This window comes from Mesorhizobium sp. M0676 (assembly GCF_040320535.1).
Lineage (GTDB): Bacteria > Pseudomonadota > Alphaproteobacteria > Rhizobiales > Rhizobiaceae > Mesorhizobium.
This window is the reverse complement of record NZ_JAMYPU010000015.1, coordinates 1-16,985: the sequence shown is the minus strand read 5'-3', so window position 1 is coordinate 16,985 and position 16,985 is coordinate 1. Positions and strand designations below refer to the sequence as shown.

The following is a 16,985-nucleotide window of genomic DNA, read 5'->3' as shown; positions in this document are numbered from 1 at the left end:
TGCGCGAGGGCCTTATTGCAGCTCGTCGTTCAGATCCCCGTCCTCGTCGGGGCTGGCGCAACTCGCATCGCCTTCCCTACAATTGGCGCCCGCGGTGAGCTGTTTGATGCGCTGGTCCGTCAGTTCGGTCAGGCATTGTGAAACCTCCATCGGATGGATGGAGCCGCCCTCGCTGTCTGTCGTCGTATAGGCGCATTCGGCGTCGCGGAAGGCGATCCAGGCGCGTTGCGCGACCTGCAGCAGCTTCCTGCCCTTGTCGTCGTTGCGACCGACGAGATCCTTGTAGGCCTGGTTGAGCTTGGCATCGGCGGCCCGATAGTCCTCGTCGGCGCAGATGTTCATCATCTGCTGGCTGTCGTCGTTGCGGTCGCATTCCTGCGCCTGCGCGATGGAGGCGGCTGCCAGAACGGCAAGGCTCGCGGACACAAACAACAGGCGCATAGAGGTCTCCAAATCGGCTTGCGGGTGCCGCACCATTCCAGCCCGCCTTCGGCCGCGCAATGGCGTGGAGCCGAGATGGCGGATATTTGATGGCCAAAGCCATTCTCGGCCTCTATCCAGCACGCTTGCGGTTGACACGGGCAAGGCTCCTCGTTTATGAGCCACCGCAAGTTCAAAGGCGCGCTTTTCAGGCGCGCCTTAATAATTCGGCCCGGACAGGGCCCAGACCGACGGGCAAGACCATGAAGATCAAGAATTCGCTCAAGGCGCTGAAGGCGCGTCACCGCGACAACCAGCTGGTTCGCCGCAAGGGCCGCGTCTACATCATCAACAAGACCGCTCCACGCTACAAGGCGCGCCAGGGCTGAGTGTTCGGCCGGAGGCTCGTTGCCTCCGTCCATACGATGGTAATTGCCTGGTTTCAGGCACTTTCACGCTAATTTCAGTTTGACGATCCGCCGTCCGGGGTTAGATTCCGGCGATGCGGATTCTTTTTGCATTTTTGGCGACCCTGTTTCTTTTCGGCGTCGCTCCGGCGTCGGCGGACGATCCGCCGGCAAAGCCGCCGGTTGCCCTGACCAGGGAAGCCAGGCTCGACCAACTGTTTGCCGAGCTGAAGCGCGAGCGCAACGAAAAGGCGGCCGAGCGCATCGCCGGGCGCATCTGGGGCGAATGGTTCCAGTCCGGCAGCGCCTCGATCGACCTGATGATGCAATGGTCGCAAAAGGCGATGGACGACCAGAAGTTCGACGTCGCCCTCGACTTTCTCGACCAGGTCGTCATCCTGCAGCCAAAATATGCCGAAGGCTGGAACCGGCGCGCCACGGTGCATTACATGATGAAGAATTTCGGGAAATCGATGTCCGACATCGACCAGACGCTGCAGCTGGAACCACGCCATTTCGGCGCGCTTTCGGGCCTGGCCCAGATCATGGCCGCCACCGGCCACAAGCAGTCGGCGCTCGAAGCCTGGCAGAAGGTGCTGACTATCTACCCGATGATGCGCAGCGCCCAGGACCAGGTCGCGGCAATTTCGGAAGAGCTTGCCGGCGAAGGAATTTGATTAGGCAGTAGGAATTAGGGATTAGTCAGTAGTCAGTAGAGAAGATTGGTCGAGACGCCACCTCCCTACTCCCTACTCCCTACTCCCTACTCCCTACTCCCTACTCCCTACTCCCTACTCCCTACTCCCTACTCCTACTCCCTACTCCCTACTCCCTAGAACTTATCCCCCTCCACCCCCGTATCTCCGCGCATGAACCTCATTTACGCCGCCTGTGCTTTGCTCCTCGCGCTCGTCTTTGCCTTGGCCGGTGTCACCCGCGCCGGCGCGTGGCTGATCGAGTGGCGAAACCCGCCGGCCGGCGAATTTGCCGCCATCGACGCCACCCGCATCCACTATGTCCACGTGCCGGCGCCACAAAATGCCGAGCTGCCGGCGATCGTCTTCATCCATGGCGCCAGCGCCAACCTCAGGGATCAGATGCTGCCGATCAGGCCTTTGCTCGAAGGCCGCGCCGAGATGGTCTTCCTCGACCGGCCGGGCTTCGGCTGGTCGGCACGCGGCCCCGGAAATGAGAGCCCGTCGGCGCAGGCCGACACCATCGCCAGGCTGATGGACCGTCTCGGCATCCACAATGCGATCATGGTCGGCCATTCCTTTGGCGGCGTGATCACCGCCGCCTTTGGCCGCGAACACCCGGAGAAGACGCTCGGGCTGGTCTTTCTGTCGCCGGTCAGCCACCCCTGGCCGGGCGGCGCGACCGCCTGGTACTACAAGCTGACCGCCACCCCCATCATCGGCTGGCTGTTCTCGGAGACATTGACCTATCCGGCAGGCACGCTGCAGATGGACAGCGCCACGGCCTGCGTGTTTTCTCCCAACAAGGTGCCGGAGGGCTATGTCGACAATGCCTCGATTCCGCTGGTGCTGCGTCCCGGCGCTTTCCGCGCCAACGCCATCGATGTCGCCGGCCTCTACGACTATACGCTGAACGCCGCGCCGCATTACCGCGAGATCACAGCCCCGACGATCGTCATCTCGGGCGATCGCGACAAGGTGGTCTATGCCTCGATCCATTCGGTCGGCCTGGTCAGGACATCCCCGGCGCCGAACTGATCTGGGTCCACAATCTGGGCCACAAGCCGGATTGGATCGCCTCCGACCTCGTCGTCGGCGCGATCGAGAAAGTCGCCGGCAAGCAGATCGACCTGGAGGCAGTCGCAAAAACCGTGGAAGCACGCATCGCCGGCGATGCCTACAACGATGCACAGTGCCCCGACATTACGGTGCCCGACGCGGAACTGGCCCCGACCTGATCGCCATGTATGTCCTGAAACACGGTATCAAGAGAAACCCGGAGAAGCGATGGGCGTTGCCGGACCGCATCTTCTTCGGTTATGGCGCGTGCGCCATTCTTGCCGGCGCCTTTCTCGAGCATCCTTCTCTGGAAGGATTTTACGGCGAACGGATTATTCCTGGCGAGGGCTTTTCCGGGAACCATATTTACGCGACGAACGGCGTGATCGCGTTCGACTATCACGGCTATTCCGCCCGCGAGCAGCTTTTGGAACACCACAAGAGGGGCTGGGCGTCGCGCAATCCCGGGTGGCACTGCACGATCGCCACGGTCGATTTCGATCTGCTCGACACAGTCGAACTCAACCGGCGAAAGATGCTGGGTCCGGACCAGTACCTGCACGACCCCGTTCCCCGGGCTCGCCGCTTCCTTCGGCGCATCGATCACGCCGAAGGTGCGGCAAGAGCGCTGCGGACTGTGACGAGGTCTCAGCCTATGTTGCGGGTGGCCTGCACGTCCGATCCGACATAGGCGATGCGCAGCATGTTGGTCGAACCCGGCGTCCTCAGCGGCACGCCCGCCGTGATGATGACACGGTCGCCCGGCTGGCCGAACCCCTCTTCGAAAGCGATGCGGCAGGCGCGGTCGACCATGTCGTCGAGGTCGCTGGCGTCGGGCGAGACGACGCAATGCGTGCCCCACAAGAGCGACAGCCGCCGCGCCGTGTTGAGGATCGGCGACAGCGCGATGATCGGCACTTGCGGCCGCTCGCGCGCGGCGCGCAGGCCCGTGGTGCCCGACGCCGTATAGGTGATGATCGCCGACAGTTTCAGCGTCTCGGCAATCTCGCGGGCGGCGAGCGAAATGGCGTCGGCGCCGGTTGCTTCCGGTTCCGAGCGCTGCGCGTTGATGATGCCGGCATAGGTCGGGTCGGTTTCGACCTTGGTGGCGATGCGGTTCATCATCGCCACCGCCTCGACCGGATAGGCGCCGGCAGCGGATTCGGCTGAAAGCATGATGGCGTCGGCGCCCTCGAACACGGCGATCGACACGTCGGAGACCTCGGCGCGGGTCGGCACCGGCGCGGTGATCATCGATTCCAGCATCTGCGTGGCGACCACCACCGGCTTGCCGGCGCGGCGCGCGGCGCGGGTGATCTGCTTCTGGATGCCGGGCACCGCTTCCAGCGGCATTTCCACACCGAGATCGCCGCGGGCGACCATCAGCGCGTCGGAGAGTTCGATGATTTCGGCCAGCCGGGCGACGGCCTGCGGCTTTTCGATCTTGGCCATGATCAGCGCCCGGCCGCGCGCGATCTTGCGGGCTTCCGCCAAATCCTCCGGCCGCTGCACGAACGACAGCGCCACCCAGTCGACGCTTTCCGCCAGCACCGCATCGAGGTCCTTGCGGTCTTTTTCGGTCAGCGCACCGACCGGCAGGTCGGTGTCGGGCAGGCTGACGCCCTTCTTGTCGGAAATGGTGGTGCCGGCGACGACCGCGCAGGTGATCGACATGCCGTCGCTCTTCACCGCCCTGAGCTCCAACTTGCCGTCATCGATCAACAGACGGTGGCCGGCCTCGACCGAACTCAGGATTTCGGGATGCGGCAGGTAGACCCGGGTCGACGTGCCGGGCTCGGGATTGTTGTCGAGGGTGAAGGTCTGGCCCGGCGTCAGCACCTCCTTGCCGTTGGCGAACTTGCCGACGCGCAGCTTTGGTCCTTGCAAATCGGCCAGGATGCCGATCGGACGGCCAACTTTCTCCTCGACCGCGCGGATGCGGCCGACCAGCGTGCGCATCAGCTCGTGATCGGTGTGGCTCATATTGATGCGGAAGACATCGGCCCCGGCTTCGAACAGCTTCTGCAGCATCTCCTCGGACGAGGAGGCCGGACCGATGGTGGCGAGGATCTTGACCTTGCGGCTACGTCTCATTGACTGTTTGTTCCCGGGGCGGCTGGAGCGCCTCCCGTTGTGGACTCATCGGTCAGCTGGACCATCCAGCTTGCCTGCTCGCCCGTGTCATATTCCTGGAATCCGGCGCGCTGGAAGCCCCGAGCGACGCAATCGGTAACGCCGGCAATCTTGAATTCTTTTTCGGCCACGCACATGTTGATCGGACCATCCCAGCGCCCGCCGCGCTCGGCGTCTTCTGCATAAAGATAGTAAAACCTTGATGACAGCGGACCTTCGATCAGCGTCTTGCAGCTCGATCCTTCGATGTGCCACCACCCCTCGGTGATCCAGCCTGCCTTGGCGCGGTAGCCGATGCCGACGCCGACCAGGTTCTGGGTGGCGTTGCAGACGCGGAAATCGGCGCGGGCAGGCGAAGCCGCGACCAGCGCGGTGAGCCCTAGCGTCAGGGTCAGGAGCGGCACGGCAAAGGCGGTGCGCGCACGCGGCCTGCCGGCGGAACCCATCCCGAAACCCCTCAATAACGTCATCTGCATCTCTCAACGCCCCTTTTCGGAAAAGTCCGGGCGCATGTCAACGCGCCGTTCTGTCCAATTCCAATCGATTTAGAAAGGCCCCCGACACGCGATCTGCCGCGCGTCACAGGATTTTCGCAGAAACCGTGGCCAAACAACGGCATTGCGCAACAGTCCTCTTCGTGGGAATGACGATACCACCCTCCCCGGAAGCCAGCGAACAGACCTTTCCAGCCAATGACCCGATCCACAGTTTTCGCGCCTTTCGATATCGTCGAAGGCGACCGCAAGCGAGGCATCGTGCTTGTCGCCGACCATGCCCGCCGCGACCTGCCGGAGGAGTATGGCAGTCTCGGCCTGCCGGCGGCGGAACTCGATCGCCATATCGCCTACGACATCGGTGTCGAGACGGTGACGCGCGAACTGGCCGCAGCGCTCGACGTGCCGGCGGTGATCGCCAATTTTTCGCGGCTGCTGATCGATCCCAATCGCGGCGAGGACGACCCGACGCTGATCCGCCAGCTCTATGACGGCACCGTCGTGCCGGGAAACTATCCCATGGCACCGGCCGAACGCGAAAGGCGGCTCGACGGCTTCTACCGGCCTTATCAGGACGCGGTCGGCGCCACGATCGCGTCGGTGGCGCACGCCTCAGGCAAAGCGCCGTTCATCTTCTCCGTACACTCCTTCACCCCTGTCATGCAGGGCTTCATCCGCCCTTGGCATGTCGGCATATTGTGGGACCTCGACGACCGCGTGGCGCGGCCGCTGATCGACATGCTGGCGCAGGATAAAAACCTCGTCGTCGGCGACAATGAACCCTATGACGGCGCGTTGCGCGGCGACACCATGTTCAAGCACGCCATCGTCAACGGCTTTGCCCATGCGCTGATCGAGATCCGCCAGGACCTGATATCAGACCGCAAGGGGGCGCTGGCCTGGGCGGAACGGCTGGCGCCGATCGTTGACGCCATCGACCGCCGTCCCGATATACATCAGGTGAAGATGTTCGGCTCGCGCACCGGGCCGCTGTGAGGATCCAAGGCAATGACCGAACTCAGCGATGACCAGAAACGCGATTTCGAGGCCGCGGCCTTCCGCCGGCTGGTCGAGCATCTGCGCGAGCGCAGCGATGTGCAAAACATCGACCTGATGAACCTCGCCGGCTTCTGCCGCAACTGCCTGTCGAACTGGTATCGCGAAGCGGCCGAGGCTGAGGGCGTCGATCTCGGCAAGGATCAGTCGCGCGAAATCGTCTACGGCATGCCCTATGCGCAATGGCAGGCGCTGAACCAGACCGAGGCTTCGGACGCCAAGAAAGCGGAGTTCGAGGGAAGACGGCCGAGGGATCACTGAAGTAGCGCGCGGTTCACAGGATTGACGTCGGCGGGACAGCGCCTAACGGTTTCCCCTTAGATGTGGCCCACAAGCTTTTCGCAGCCAAGCGCTTGACGAGAAATTGAATCGATCTAATTTGCCGCGCAAAGCCATTCCTTGACCGGATTCGAACCATGGACGCGCGAGACACCATGCAGAGCGCCATTCGCGGGCGATGGGCCGTAGCCGCGATCTTCCTCGCCAACGGCTTCCTGACCGGCAGCTGGGCGCCGCAGATTCCGGTGTTCCTGACCCGGCTCGACATCTCGAAATTCACCCTCGGTCTGCTGATCCTTCTGTTCGGCGTCGGCGCGGTCGCGGCCATGAGCTGGTGCGGCCATCTGATCTCCAGGCATGGCTCGCGCACCGTGCTGCGCTGGTTCGGCCTTTGCGGCAGCCTCGGCCTGCTGATCGTGGCGCTGGCGCCCAACGTCCCGCTGGCGGCGATCGCCATGATCATCTTCGGCGGCTCGATCGGCGGCATGGATGTCGCCATGAACGCCAATGCCGTGGTGGTCGAGCGCCGGCTGTCCCGCGCCATCATGTCGTCCTCGCACGGCTTCTGGAGCCTCGGCGGTTTCGCCGGTGGCGGTCTGGGCGGTTACGCCATCCAGACTTACGGCCACCTCGCCCATGCGGCTGTAGTCACGATCATCGCTTTTGCCGTCATCGCCGTGGCGGTCGGCTACCTCATCGCCGAGGACAAGCCGCAGGCCGCCGAGCATCCTAAATTAACGCTGCCGGCCAACCCGTTGGTCTATCTTGTCGGGCTGATGGCGCTGCTGACGATGATTTCCGAGGGCGCCGTGCTCGACTGGGCAGCGCTTTATCTCAGGCAGGAGCTCGGCGCCGACCTCGCCATCGCCGGCCTTGCCTACGCCGCCTTCTCCGGCGTCATGGCTGTCATGCGCTTTTTCGGCGATGGCGTGCGCAACCGCTTCGGCGCGGTGGCGACGCTGCGCGGCTCGGCGGTGGTCGCCGCCGCCGGCATGCTGGTCGCCGGCCTGTCGCCTTCGCCCTGGATCGCCATCGCGGCTTTTGCCCTGTGCGGCTTCGGCATCGCCAATATGGTGCCGATCATCTTCTCGGCCGGCGGCAACCAGGAAGGCATGTCGTCGGGCACCGGCATGAGCGTCGTCACCACCATGGGCTATTCCGGTATATTGGTGGCGCCGTCGGCGATCGGCTTCGTCGCCGAGCATTCCAGCTTCGGGCCGATTTTCGTCGCCATGTCGGCGCTGCTGATCGTCGTGCTGTCGATGGCCGGGCTCGCTCACCGCGCCGAATTCGCGGCCGCCCCCGCCGAATAGCGCTTCAGCTCCTCATAGAGGAAATCCGCGACGCGGCGGATGCGCACGCTGGTGCGCACGTCGCGATGCATGGCCAGCCACACCGGCAGGCTGGGCAATGGCAGGCCGGGCAGCAGTTTCTCCAGCGACGGGTCGCTGTCCGTCAGCGGCTCCTGGCCAAGACCGACGCCGTTTCCCGCCCGCAGCGCTTCCCACAGAACGATCTGGTTGTCGGCCCTGAAGCGGAAGCTGCTTCGGGTGACGGGGATGCCGACTTGCGTAAAGCCCCGGATCATCTCGTCGCTGCGGTCGAAGCCGATCAGCGGGTGGTCGAGAAGGTCGGCGGGCTTGAGCGGGCGGCCGTACGTGTCGAGATAGGATTTCGCCGCGCAGCAGCAGAGCTTGATATCGCAGACCTTGCGCGCCGTCAGCTCGTTCTGCGCCGGCTTGACCATGCGGATGGCGATATCGGCATCCCTTCGCAGCAGGTTCTCGACCTGGTTCGAGGCGACGATCTCGACCTCGATGCCGGGTTCCTCGATGCCGAGCCGCGCCGTCATCCTCGGCAGCACATAGGCCGCCACCACCTCGCTGGCGGCAATGCGCACCGTGCCTTCGATCGCCTCGACCGAGCCCAATGCCAATAGTGAGAACGCGCTCGCCTGCTCGCTCACCGCTCTGCCGCGTTCGAACAGCGTGGCGCCTGCTTCCGTCAGTGCATAGCCGCGCCGCCCGCGCCGGAACAAGGTGACGCCCAACGCCTGTTCGAGCTCACCGATGTGACGCCCGAGCGTCGGTTGGCTGGCCGACAGTTTGCGCGCCGCGGCCGACAGGCTGCCGGTCTCCGCCACGGTGACGAAACTCTTGATCAGGTTCCAGTCGATGTCTTCCATTCATTTGTGAATACCAAATGTGCATCCATAGTCAATTTTCATTCGCGTATGAACGCATCATATTCGCCGTGCAAACACAGGCACGGAGAAGAAAAATGACCAAGATCGCAATTCTAGGCGCCAATGGCCGGCTCGGCCGCGTGGTTGGCAAGGCCTTCATCGACGCCGGTTTCGACGTCCGCGCCGTCACCCGCACCGGCAAGGTGCCGGCCGAACTCAAGGGCGCCACCGCCGTCACCGGAGATGCACTCGACCGCGAGGCGCTGATCCGCGCCACGCAGGGTGTCGACATCGTCTTCAACGGTCTCAACCCGATCTACACCGACTGGGGCAAATGCCTGCCGATGGCGGAGAACGTCATGGCCGCCTGCCATGCCAATGGCGCGCTGCAACTTTTCCCCGGCACCGTCTATAATTACGGCTCGCCGATGCCTCAGCTCGTCACGGAAGACACGCCGTTCCGCCCGACCACCGAGAAGGGCCGCATCCGCTGCGCCATGGAAGCGCTGTTTCGCCGCGAGGCCGATGCCGGCCGCGTCCGCACCATCATCCTGCGCGCCGGCGATTTCTTCGGCGGCACCGGCAGCGGATCATGGTTCGACCTCGTCGTCGCCGCCAAGATGAGCAAGGGCGTCTACACCGCGCCTGGCCCTGCCAACCTCGTGCACGAATGGGCCTATTTGCCGGACTTCGCCATCGGCTTCGTCGGCCTGGCGCGTAATCAGGGCAAGCTCGGCTTCTTTGAGGCGCTCAACTTCCCCGGCCACGCCGTCACCGACATGGACATAAAGGCCGCGGCCGAGAAAGCGTTGGGACGTCCGCTGAAACTGACCTTCATGCCGTGGTGGGTGCTGCGCGCCGGCAGCCCGTTCGTGGCGATGTGGCGCGAGATCGTCTCGATGTCCTATCTGCGCTTCGAACCGCACCGGCTCGTGTCCGACCGGCTGGAAGGCATCATCGGCGAAGTCCCGCACACGCCGCTGGACGAGGCCGTGGCCGAGGCCTTGAAGGACATCGGCATCAGCCTCGACCGTGCAAAAGACGCCGCTTAAATGCATGTCGCCCAGAAGTGTGCGCGGTTCTGGGACAACGACATGCATCAAAACAAAGACTTTAGACAAAAATCTCTCTCGCGGTGCTGGCCCAATCGCTGGAAATCAGCAACCGGATGGTCATTATGAGGAGACTGTTTATAACGGTCGGCGAGATCACCATCACCAAGGGGAGACGATGCGTTACATACGTCCGCTTTCAATCGAAGACGCCGTTGGCCTGCTGGCTGACGCTTCCGGCACATCAGCCATTCTCGCTGGAGGCAGTGACCTCCTCGTTCGGATGAAGGGCGGGTTTGTCGATCCCGACCTGATCGTCGACATCAAGGCGATCGAGGGCTTGAGCGAGATCAGGGAGACGGCCGACGGCTTCAGCATCGGCGCCACCGTCCCCTGCGCCGTCCTGGGCGAGAGCTCGGTTCTGAAGAAGGCCTGGCCCGGTGTCGTCGAAGCGTCGAAGCTGATCGGCTCGAAACAGGTCCAGGGCCGCTGCACCATCGTTGGCAATCTGTGCAACGCCTCGCCAGCCGCCGACAGCGTCCCGGCCTTGGTGGCCGCCGCCGCAAAGGCCGTGGTTGCCGGTCCCTCGGGCAAGCGCACCATTCCGGTCGAGGCTGTGCCGATCGGGCCTGGCAAGACCTCGCTCACCAAGGGTGAGATCGTCGAGGCGATCCTGCTCGACAAGCGCGCGCCGCGTTCGGGCGACGCCTACCTCAGATTCATTCCGCGCACCGAGATGGACATCGCGGTGGTCAGCGCGGGCGTGAACCTCACGCTCGACGAGCATGGCGTCATAACAGCCGCCCGCGTCGCGCTGGGCGCCGCGGCCCCGACCGTGCTTCTGGTGGAAGAAGCAGCCGAGGCTCTCATCGGCAGGAAGCTGGATGAGGCGGCACTTGAGCGGCTCGCCAAGATCTGCGCTGGGGCCTGCCGCCCCATCGACGACAAGCGCGGCACCATCGAGTTCAGACGAAAAGTTGCGGGCGTGCTGGCCGGACGGGCCGCGACGACCGCCTACGCACGCGCAGGAGGCAAATGATGGCCGGTGTAGCAGTTTCAACGACAATCAACGGCGATCACGTCGAATACCTTTGCCAGCCCGACGAGACGTTGCTCGACGTCCTGCGCGATCGGCTCGGCCTGACCGGCGCCAAGGAAGGCTGCGGCACGGGCGACTGCGGCGCCTGCTCGATCATCCTCGACAACCGGCTGGTCTGCTCTTGCCTGGTGCTTGGCGCTGAAGCCGAAGGCCGGCATATCGAGACCGTCGAAGGCATGGCGCATGGCGATCAGTTGCATCCGCTGCAGCAGAAATTCCTCGAACACGCAGCCTTGCAATGCGGCATCTGCACGCCGGGCTTCCTGATCGCGGCCAAGGACCTGTTGGCCAAGAACCCCGATCCGACCGAGGAAGAAATCCGCTTCGGCCTTGCCGGCAACCTCTGCCGCTGCACCGGCTACGACAAGATCGTGCGCGCCGTCCAGGACGCCGCCAACGTGATGAAGGGAGCGCACGCATGAACTTCGATCCACGCTTTTCGGGCCGCAAATTCTCATCCGTCGGCACCCGCCCCATCCGCCCCGACGGCATCGACAAGGTGACGGGACGCGCCCGCTACGGCGCCGACTTCAACATGGCGGGACAACTGGTCGGGCGTGTCCTGCGCAGTCCGCATGCGCATGCCAGGATCCTCAAGATCGACACCTCGAAAGCGGAAAAGCTCGCCGGCGTGAAAGCGGTGATCACCGCCGCCGACCTGCCCGATCTCACCGATGGCGATGCCGCCATGTATGACGTCCTCGACAATTGCATGGCGCGCGGCAAGGCGCTCTATGACGGCCACGCCGTGGCCGCAGTCGCCGCCGTCGATGCCCGCACGGCCAGGCAGGCGCTGAAGCTCATCGAGGTCGAATACGAGCTGTTGCCGCATGTCACCGATGTCGACGAGGCGATGAAGCACACCGCGCCGTTGATCAACGACACGATCTTCACCGAGGGTCTCGAGGAAAAGCCGGTAAAGCCGTCCAACGTCACCAAGCGCAGCCAGTTCGGCCATGGCGATGTCCATCAGGGCTTTGGGCACGCCGATGTCATCGTCGAGCGCTCCTTCAAGACCGAACAGACGCATCAGGGCTATATCGAGCCGCACGCCTGCGTTGCGAGCGTCTCGTCCGACGGCACCGCCGACCTCTGGGTCTGCACGCAGGGCCATTTCGTCTACCGCCAGCATTGCGCGCAGCTGCTCGGGCTGGAAGCCTCGAAGCTGCGCGTCACCTCGTCGGAAATCGGCGGCGGCTTCGGCGGCAAGACCCATGTCTGGGCCGAGCCGGTGGCGCTGGCTTTGTCGCGCAAGGCGGGACGGCCGGTGAAGCTGGTGATGACCCGCGACGAGGTGTTCCGCGCCTCGGGTCCGACCAGCGCGACCTCGATCGACGTCAAGATCGGCGCCCGCAAGGACGGCACCATCACCGCCGCCGAGGCGACGTTGCGCTACACCAGCGGGCCCTATGCCGGGACCTGGGCCGAGATCGGCGCCATGACGGCCTTCGCCTGCTACAAGCTCGATAACGTCCAGACCGTCGGCTTCGAAGTGCTGGTCAACCGGCCGAAGACCGCGGCCTATCGCGCGCCCTCCGCGCCGATGGCGGCGTTCGCGGTGGAAAGTGCAGTCGACGAGCTGGCCAAGGAACTTGGAATGGATCCGGTCGAGTTCCGGATCAAGAACGCCGCCCAGGAAGGCACCCGCTCTTCCTATGGCCCCGTCTACGGCCCGATCGGCATCGGCCCGACGCTGGAGGCGGCCAAGCACCATCCGCACATGAAGGCGCCGCTGGGCAAGAACCAGGGCCGCGGCATGGCTTGCGGCTTCTGGTTCAACTTCGGTGGCCAGACCTGCGTGGACCTGAACATCGGCATGGACGGCTCGGTGTCGCTGGCTGTCGGCACGGTGGACGTTGGCGGTTCTCGCGCGTCGCTGTCGCTGGTGGCGGCGGAGGAGCTCGGCATCGACTATGCCCAGCTCAAGGCGGTGGTCGCCGACACGTCCTCGCTTGGCTACAACGACATGACCGACGGCAGCCGCGGCACCTTCTCGTCCTCGATGGCGACCATCTCGGCCGCCCGCAACGCGATCAAGATCCTGCGTGAGCGCGCCGCCCAGACGTGGGACATCCCCGTCGACGACGTGGTCTGGGAAAACGGCCACGCCATCGCCAAGGGCGAGAAATACGGCAACCTTGCAGCCCTGTCGCTGAAGGAGATCGCCGCCGCTTCCGGCAAGACCGGCGGGCCGATCGCCGGCCACAGCGAGCTCGTCGCCGACGGCGCCGGCGTCTCCTTCGCCACCCATATATGCGACATCGAGGTCGACCCCGATACCGGCTCGACCAGGGTGATCCGCTACACGGTGATCCAGGATGCCGGCAAGGCGGTGCACCCCACCTATGTCGAGGGCCAGTACCAGGGCGGTGCGGCGCAAGGCATCGGCTGGGCGCTCAACGAGGAGTACATCTACGGAAAGGATGGGCGTCTCCAGAACGCCGGCTTCCTCGACTACCGCATCCCGGTCTGCTCGGACCTGCCGATGATCGACACGCAGATCCTCGAGATACCCAATCCCAACCACCCCTATGGCGTGCGCGGCGTCGGCGAAACCTCGATCGTGCCGCCGCTGGCGGCGATCGCCAATGCCGTCTCCAACGCAGCCGGCGTGCGCATGACCCACATCCCGATGTCGCCGCCAAGGGTCCTCGCCGCGATCGAGGCGGAACGGGGAGGCTAGGGCAAAAATGAGGTTCTTGCCCTAATGGTCGAAGTGACGCTCTGGGGCGCGCTGGGCCAGCTCGCCGGCGGCCAGAGCAAGGTCGAGGTCGAGGCCAAGGACATCAGGGAGCTGTTCAGGAAACTGGCTGAACAGTATCCCGGCATCGAGCCCTGGATCGAGAAGGGCATCGCGGTGGCGATCGACGGGACGATTTATCGCGATACGTGGTCGAAGGAACTGCCGCCGGGGGCGGAGATTTTTCTGCTGCCGCGGCTGGCTGGGGGGTGAAGTGGGGTGTCGCCCTACGTCCCAGAGCGGACCGGCATCCTCGGTCTGCGAACTTCAAGTGCAATGTCGGTCCTCGCCTAGATGCCAGTTTTGCTGACCGCGTCTTATCGGCGGCGGGTTGGCCAACAATCCAGAGAACCTGATCCGCTGGATTACTATCGGCAAGGGACATCAGTTCGCACACGGCTCTGAAGTGACTCGAGCGGGTCACCGTTTGACGGACAACACCGGCCCCTTTCTGGAGAGGCCGGCTATCGTTGATCCAGGATCATCAAGCTAGGTTTGGCGCTGAGACGTATCGGAAATTCGTTCGCGCACGGCATGCTCGGTCTTGTCTGCTGTGGACTTCACGATCTCGCCGAGCTGATCGGCTATCGTGTCTGCTTCCATATCTTGCCGGCCAGCTTCCTGCTTGATGGTCTCATAGGCTTCGGCGGCGACCTGCTTGGCCTCATCGAGGCCCCTATTGAGCAAAGTTTCGGCGGAATCGCGAAGCTTGTCGCCATAGGCGCCTAGTTGCTCGTCCTCCGTTGCGGTATGGGGCAGCATTGCACCTATAGCGGCGCCGATGGCGAGACCGACGGCCGCTACGGCCAAGGGTTGGTCCTCCAACAGATCTTGCGCGGAGCGGCTGGCTTTCGCCGCCATGTCCCCAGTCGTCGAGCTTGCATTGGCAGCGCTTCCCGTCAGACCCGCCGCAGCGGCTCTTGCGGTGCTCGATATGGTGTCGCCGACGCTGGTAGCGCTTGAGGAGAGCGATTCCGCGGCGTCGGAGAGCGTGCCGCCCAAACCGCCGCGCTCCCCTGCTACATCATGTCGTCCCGGCGCTGAAGGCAATGGATAGCCAGCCGAACGGTGGGCGGTGTTTGAGGCACCGCTGCCGAACATCAGCCAGGCCAGACCTGCGCCCACCATGGTGACCGGCAAAGGATTGTCTCGGACCTGCGTTCTGAGATTGCTGAGCATGGCCGCGCTCTCCCCTCCCGAGAACAGCCCGGTGAACTCATCCAGCAATTGTCCCGGCGTCATCTTGCCTCGAATGGATTCGGCGGTCTCCATCACCCGGGCGCGCGCCCCCTCGGCCTCGCGTTCAAGTTCGGCTGCGGATTTCTCTTTCATCTCACCTGTTCCTTAATCGCGCTCGCGTCGCGCTTCAGCTGTCCCTGGGTCCGGTCGGGGGTAAGTTCCGAAGGCGCCATGCTGGCCGTCCCGGTCCGCAGCAGGATGACGCCGAGGACCGCCACGACCACACCGACCAGCAGGGAAGACCACCCCGCGCCAAGCCCTGCCCGCGTCAGTGCGATAATGAGCGCCTGCAGCAACACCAAGAGCGCGGCGAGCAGGCAAATCGCGCCGCCCAGCACTTCCGCGGCACCTGCTCCGGCTTTGGTAAGCTTTTCAGAGAGCTCGGCCCGAAACAGCCTCGCCTCGGTTTGCACCAGAGTGGTTACATTCTGGGCCAAATCGGTGACTAGCCCGGCAAGGCTGGGATTGTCCTGGTTGTTCATCTGTCCTGCTCCGCGATCTGCGTGGCGCCATCATCGCCGACCACGCCAAAATCTTGTGGACGATCAGCGGACCAACCCTGTGGCTGATCGGTGTGTGATCTGAGGCCTCCCGGAGCGGCCTCAGAATCGGGCGTTGCCGGCGGAGAAGCCTTGATGAACCGCCCGAGAGCCAATCCGGCCAACACCGATCCCGCAAGCAGGACACCGGGATTTTGCCGGCCGAAGGACTGCACGTCATCAAGGACTTGGCTAAAGGGCTTCTGTTTCAAGGACGATGAAAGCCGCTCAAGGCCACTGGCAGCATCCAAAGCGAATTTCGATGCGTTCCTTTCATCGTTGCTGGCAAGGTGATCGCTGGCCGCTCGCAGTGCACCACCCAACGCCGCCAAGCTCGATCCGATGTCGCGCTGCGCCTCCTCCGCCTTGTCGGAGATGACCTGCGTGGCTTCAGATGCATAGTCGCCAGCCTTACGGGTCACCTCGTCCCGCGCGTCGTGAAGCAACTCGCTGGCACGCTCATTTTCCTGGCGAAGTCTGTCGGAGACGTCGCTTTTCGCCTTGTCGAAATCGGTGGGCTGTCCGCCCTGATCGTTCTCATGCTGCATGAGGCCACCTAGTGAAAACCGAGGAAGGAGAGGACCGCGAGCACGACAACGATAAGGCCGATAAGATAGATGACACTGTTCATGTGCACGTCCTCCGTAGCTTTCCAACTTCGACGAACCTGCGATGTTCCGTAAGTGAGAGCATTTATCTCAGCCGAAACGAAGGGCTTCGTCAGGCACGCACCCAGTCACCAGTGAGTTGCCCTGTCCCTCGTGCGGAGCGCCAGTTGCTCCCGTACGAACCGGTGCGCCCGACTCCGCGGGAACCGAGTGCCGGCTGCGTCCTGTATTGCAATCTTTTGCCTATTCGGCGGCCCCGCCTCGGCGTACCGGCGACCAGGGAGAACTCTCCCTTGCCATCCATCGACGGTCCATCGCTCCAACGGCCCCACGCTGGTTCGGCATCTTCGACGAAGCAATGATGAAGGCATAGGATACGGCTTGAGGCGTAAAGCGGCCGGTCATGCATGCCTGAACTGGGCTATTGGTGAACGCGTCTCCATGGGCCAAGTCTCTACTTTGCAGAACGCCCTCCCTAAGCCCCCAGGGTCGGTTCCGTATTCACCTCCAGCGCCTCTTCCGCCTCGTCATCCTCGCCCAGCACCTCGCCATGCACCCCAAGCGGGCGACCGATCCAGAGGGGATCAACCAGATGGTCGCGCTTGGGGTTGGTGGTGTTGGGGTGGATGAGGATGCTGAGGCCGCCATGGTTCAGCATCAGCCAGGGAACGAGCGCCGCGAAGATCTCGGTGGCGAAGGAGACCTGGTACATGGCCTGCTCGTGCGGGCCGACCTGTTTGTCGTGCCAGGCGCCCAGGCGCACGCGGAAGCGTTCGCCGATGCGCAGGCGCAGCCATTCGGCGTGTTGCCGCTCGGCTTGCCCGTCATAGTAGATGTGGGCGTGATAGCTGGCGATCTCGGCGAGCGGCCTTGGCGAGCTGGCGATGTTCACCTTGGGTTGTGTGCGTCAAGTTCTGCAAAATGGGCGATCATGAAACTGGTCATGCGGCTTGGCGTAGAGCGAGCTTCTTGTGCTCGCG

General features: G+C 63.9%; 19 protein-coding genes and 1 pseudogene. 12 read left to right on the top strand and 8 right to left on the bottom strand.

The genetic code is table 11. The annotated features are described in order from the left end of the window. Positions 1-12: 12 nt before the first annotated feature. On the bottom strand, positions 13-441 hold the full coding sequence (locus NKI35_RS17810; RefSeq protein ID WP_352638712.1) for a lysozyme inhibitor LprI family protein: 429 nt from the start codon (positions 439-441) through the stop codon (positions 13-15). A gap of 242 nt (positions 442-683) precedes the next feature. Here NKI35_RS17810 and ykgO point away from each other — a divergent pair, with 242 nt between their 5' ends. From ykgO to NKI35_RS17790, 4 genes and pseudogenes are all read left to right on the top strand, one after another. Beyond that, on the top strand, positions 684-809 hold the full coding sequence (ykgO, locus tag NKI35_RS17805) for a type B 50S ribosomal protein L36 (RefSeq protein ID WP_006327841.1): 126 nt from the start codon (positions 684-686) through the stop codon (positions 807-809). 113 nt (positions 810-922) lie between these two features. After that, entirely contained in the window at positions 923-1,504 is a 582-nt protein-coding gene (locus tag NKI35_RS17800; protein WP_023684032.1) for a tetratricopeptide repeat protein, read from the top strand. A 192-nt stretch (positions 1,505-1,696) separates the two neighbouring features. Then, a pseudogene (locus NKI35_RS17795) lies at positions 1,697-2,760 on the top strand (alpha/beta fold hydrolase). Between the two features lie 5 nt (positions 2,761-2,765). Further along, positions 2,766-3,272: a hypothetical protein gene (locus NKI35_RS17790; RefSeq protein ID WP_352741111.1), complete on the top strand. Its 507-nt coding sequence runs from the start codon at positions 2,766-2,768 to the stop codon at positions 3,270-3,272. On the opposite strand, the gene pyk is transcribed toward NKI35_RS17790, so the two are convergent. Both pyk and NKI35_RS17780 read right to left on the bottom strand, forming a co-directional pair. Next, positions 3,230-4,675: a pyruvate kinase gene (gene pyk, locus NKI35_RS17785; protein WP_352741109.1), complete on the bottom strand. Its 1,446-nt coding sequence runs from the start codon at positions 4,673-4,675 to the stop codon at positions 3,230-3,232. The two genes, NKI35_RS17790 and pyk, sit on opposite strands and share 43 nt — an antisense overlap. Further along, complete coding sequence (locus tag NKI35_RS17780; protein ID WP_023673118.1) at positions 4,672-5,160, bottom strand: DUF1036 domain-containing protein; 489 nt, start codon at positions 5,158-5,160, stop codon at positions 4,672-4,674. The genes pyk and NKI35_RS17780 overlap by 4 nt, the downstream gene beginning before the upstream one ends. 246 nt (positions 5,161-5,406) lie before the next feature. On the opposite strand from NKI35_RS17780, the gene NKI35_RS17775 reads away from it, so the two are divergent. The 3 genes from NKI35_RS17775 to NKI35_RS17765 all read left to right on the top strand — a co-directional run bounded on the left by NKI35_RS17775 (position 5,407) and on the right by NKI35_RS17765 (position 7,856). After that, a complete protein-coding gene (locus NKI35_RS17775) occupies positions 5,407-6,204 on the top strand; it encodes an N-formylglutamate amidohydrolase (protein WP_352741107.1) in 798 nt (265 codons plus the stop codon). A gap of 12 nt (positions 6,205-6,216) precedes the next feature. After that, on the top strand, positions 6,217-6,525 hold the full coding sequence (locus NKI35_RS17770; RefSeq protein ID WP_352741105.1) for a DUF1244 domain-containing protein: 309 nt from the start codon (positions 6,217-6,219) through the stop codon (positions 6,523-6,525). A gap of 155 nt (positions 6,526-6,680) precedes the next feature. Continuing rightward, positions 6,681-7,856: an MFS transporter gene (locus NKI35_RS17765; RefSeq protein WP_352741103.1), complete on the top strand. Its 1,176-nt coding sequence runs from the start codon at positions 6,681-6,683 to the stop codon at positions 7,854-7,856. On the opposite strand, the gene NKI35_RS17760 is transcribed toward NKI35_RS17765, so the two are convergent. Then, positions 7,820-8,728 (bottom strand): LysR family transcriptional regulator, encoded by a 909-nt coding sequence (locus NKI35_RS17760; protein ID WP_352741101.1) that lies wholly within the window; start codon positions 8,726-8,728, stop codon positions 7,820-7,822. The two genes, NKI35_RS17765 and NKI35_RS17760, sit on opposite strands and share 37 nt — an antisense overlap. 95 nt (positions 8,729-8,823) lie before the next feature. On the opposite strand from NKI35_RS17760, the gene NKI35_RS17755 reads away from it, so the two are divergent. From NKI35_RS17755 to NKI35_RS17735, 5 genes are all read left to right on the top strand, one after another. Then, positions 8,824-9,780 (top strand): SDR family oxidoreductase, encoded by a 957-nt coding sequence (locus NKI35_RS17755; protein ID WP_352741099.1) that lies wholly within the window; start codon positions 8,824-8,826, stop codon positions 9,778-9,780. Positions 9,781-9,958: 178 nt separating this feature from the next. Then, complete coding sequence (locus NKI35_RS17750) at positions 9,959-10,819, top strand: FAD binding domain-containing protein (RefSeq protein WP_023693632.1); 861 nt, start codon at positions 9,959-9,961, stop codon at positions 10,817-10,819. After that, positions 10,819-11,301 carry a (2Fe-2S)-binding protein gene (locus tag NKI35_RS17745; RefSeq protein ID WP_023684040.1) on the top strand — a complete coding sequence of 161 codons (483 nt, stop codon included), beginning with the start codon at positions 10,819-10,821 and terminating at the stop codon, positions 11,299-11,301. Before NKI35_RS17750 ends, NKI35_RS17745 begins: the two co-directional genes overlap by 1 nt. Beyond that, entirely contained in the window at positions 11,298-13,562 is a 2,265-nt protein-coding gene (locus NKI35_RS17740) for a xanthine dehydrogenase family protein molybdopterin-binding subunit (RefSeq protein ID WP_352741097.1), read from the top strand. The genes NKI35_RS17745 and NKI35_RS17740 overlap by 4 nt, the downstream gene beginning before the upstream one ends. 24 nt (positions 13,563-13,586) lie before the next feature. After that, positions 13,587-13,832: a MoaD/ThiS family protein gene (locus NKI35_RS17735; protein WP_023684042.1), complete on the top strand. Its 246-nt coding sequence runs from the start codon at positions 13,587-13,589 to the stop codon at positions 13,830-13,832. A 276-nt stretch (positions 13,833-14,108) separates the two neighbouring features. Here the strand turns inward: NKI35_RS17735 and NKI35_RS17730 are convergent, their stop codons facing one another. The 4 genes from NKI35_RS17730 to NKI35_RS17715 form a co-directional block, all read right to left on the bottom strand. Then, positions 14,109-14,951, bottom strand: coding sequence for a hypothetical protein (locus NKI35_RS17730; protein WP_023708565.1), 843 nt, complete (start codon positions 14,949-14,951; stop codon positions 14,109-14,111). Further along, positions 14,948-15,340, bottom strand: a complete 393-nt coding sequence (locus NKI35_RS17725; RefSeq protein WP_023693628.1) for a phage holin family protein — start codon at positions 15,338-15,340, stop codon at positions 14,948-14,950. The genes NKI35_RS17730 and NKI35_RS17725 overlap by 4 nt, the downstream gene beginning before the upstream one ends. Beyond that, a complete protein-coding gene (locus NKI35_RS17720; protein WP_023696785.1) occupies positions 15,337-15,945 on the bottom strand; it encodes a hypothetical protein in 609 nt (202 codons plus the stop codon). Before NKI35_RS17720 ends, NKI35_RS17725 begins: the two co-directional genes overlap by 4 nt. A 535-nt stretch (positions 15,946-16,480) precedes the next feature. Beyond that, on the bottom strand, positions 16,481-16,897 hold the full coding sequence (locus tag NKI35_RS17715; RefSeq protein ID WP_352741094.1) for a DOPA 4,5-dioxygenase family protein: 417 nt from the start codon (positions 16,895-16,897) through the stop codon (positions 16,481-16,483). Positions 16,898-16,985: the final 88 nt, after the last annotated feature.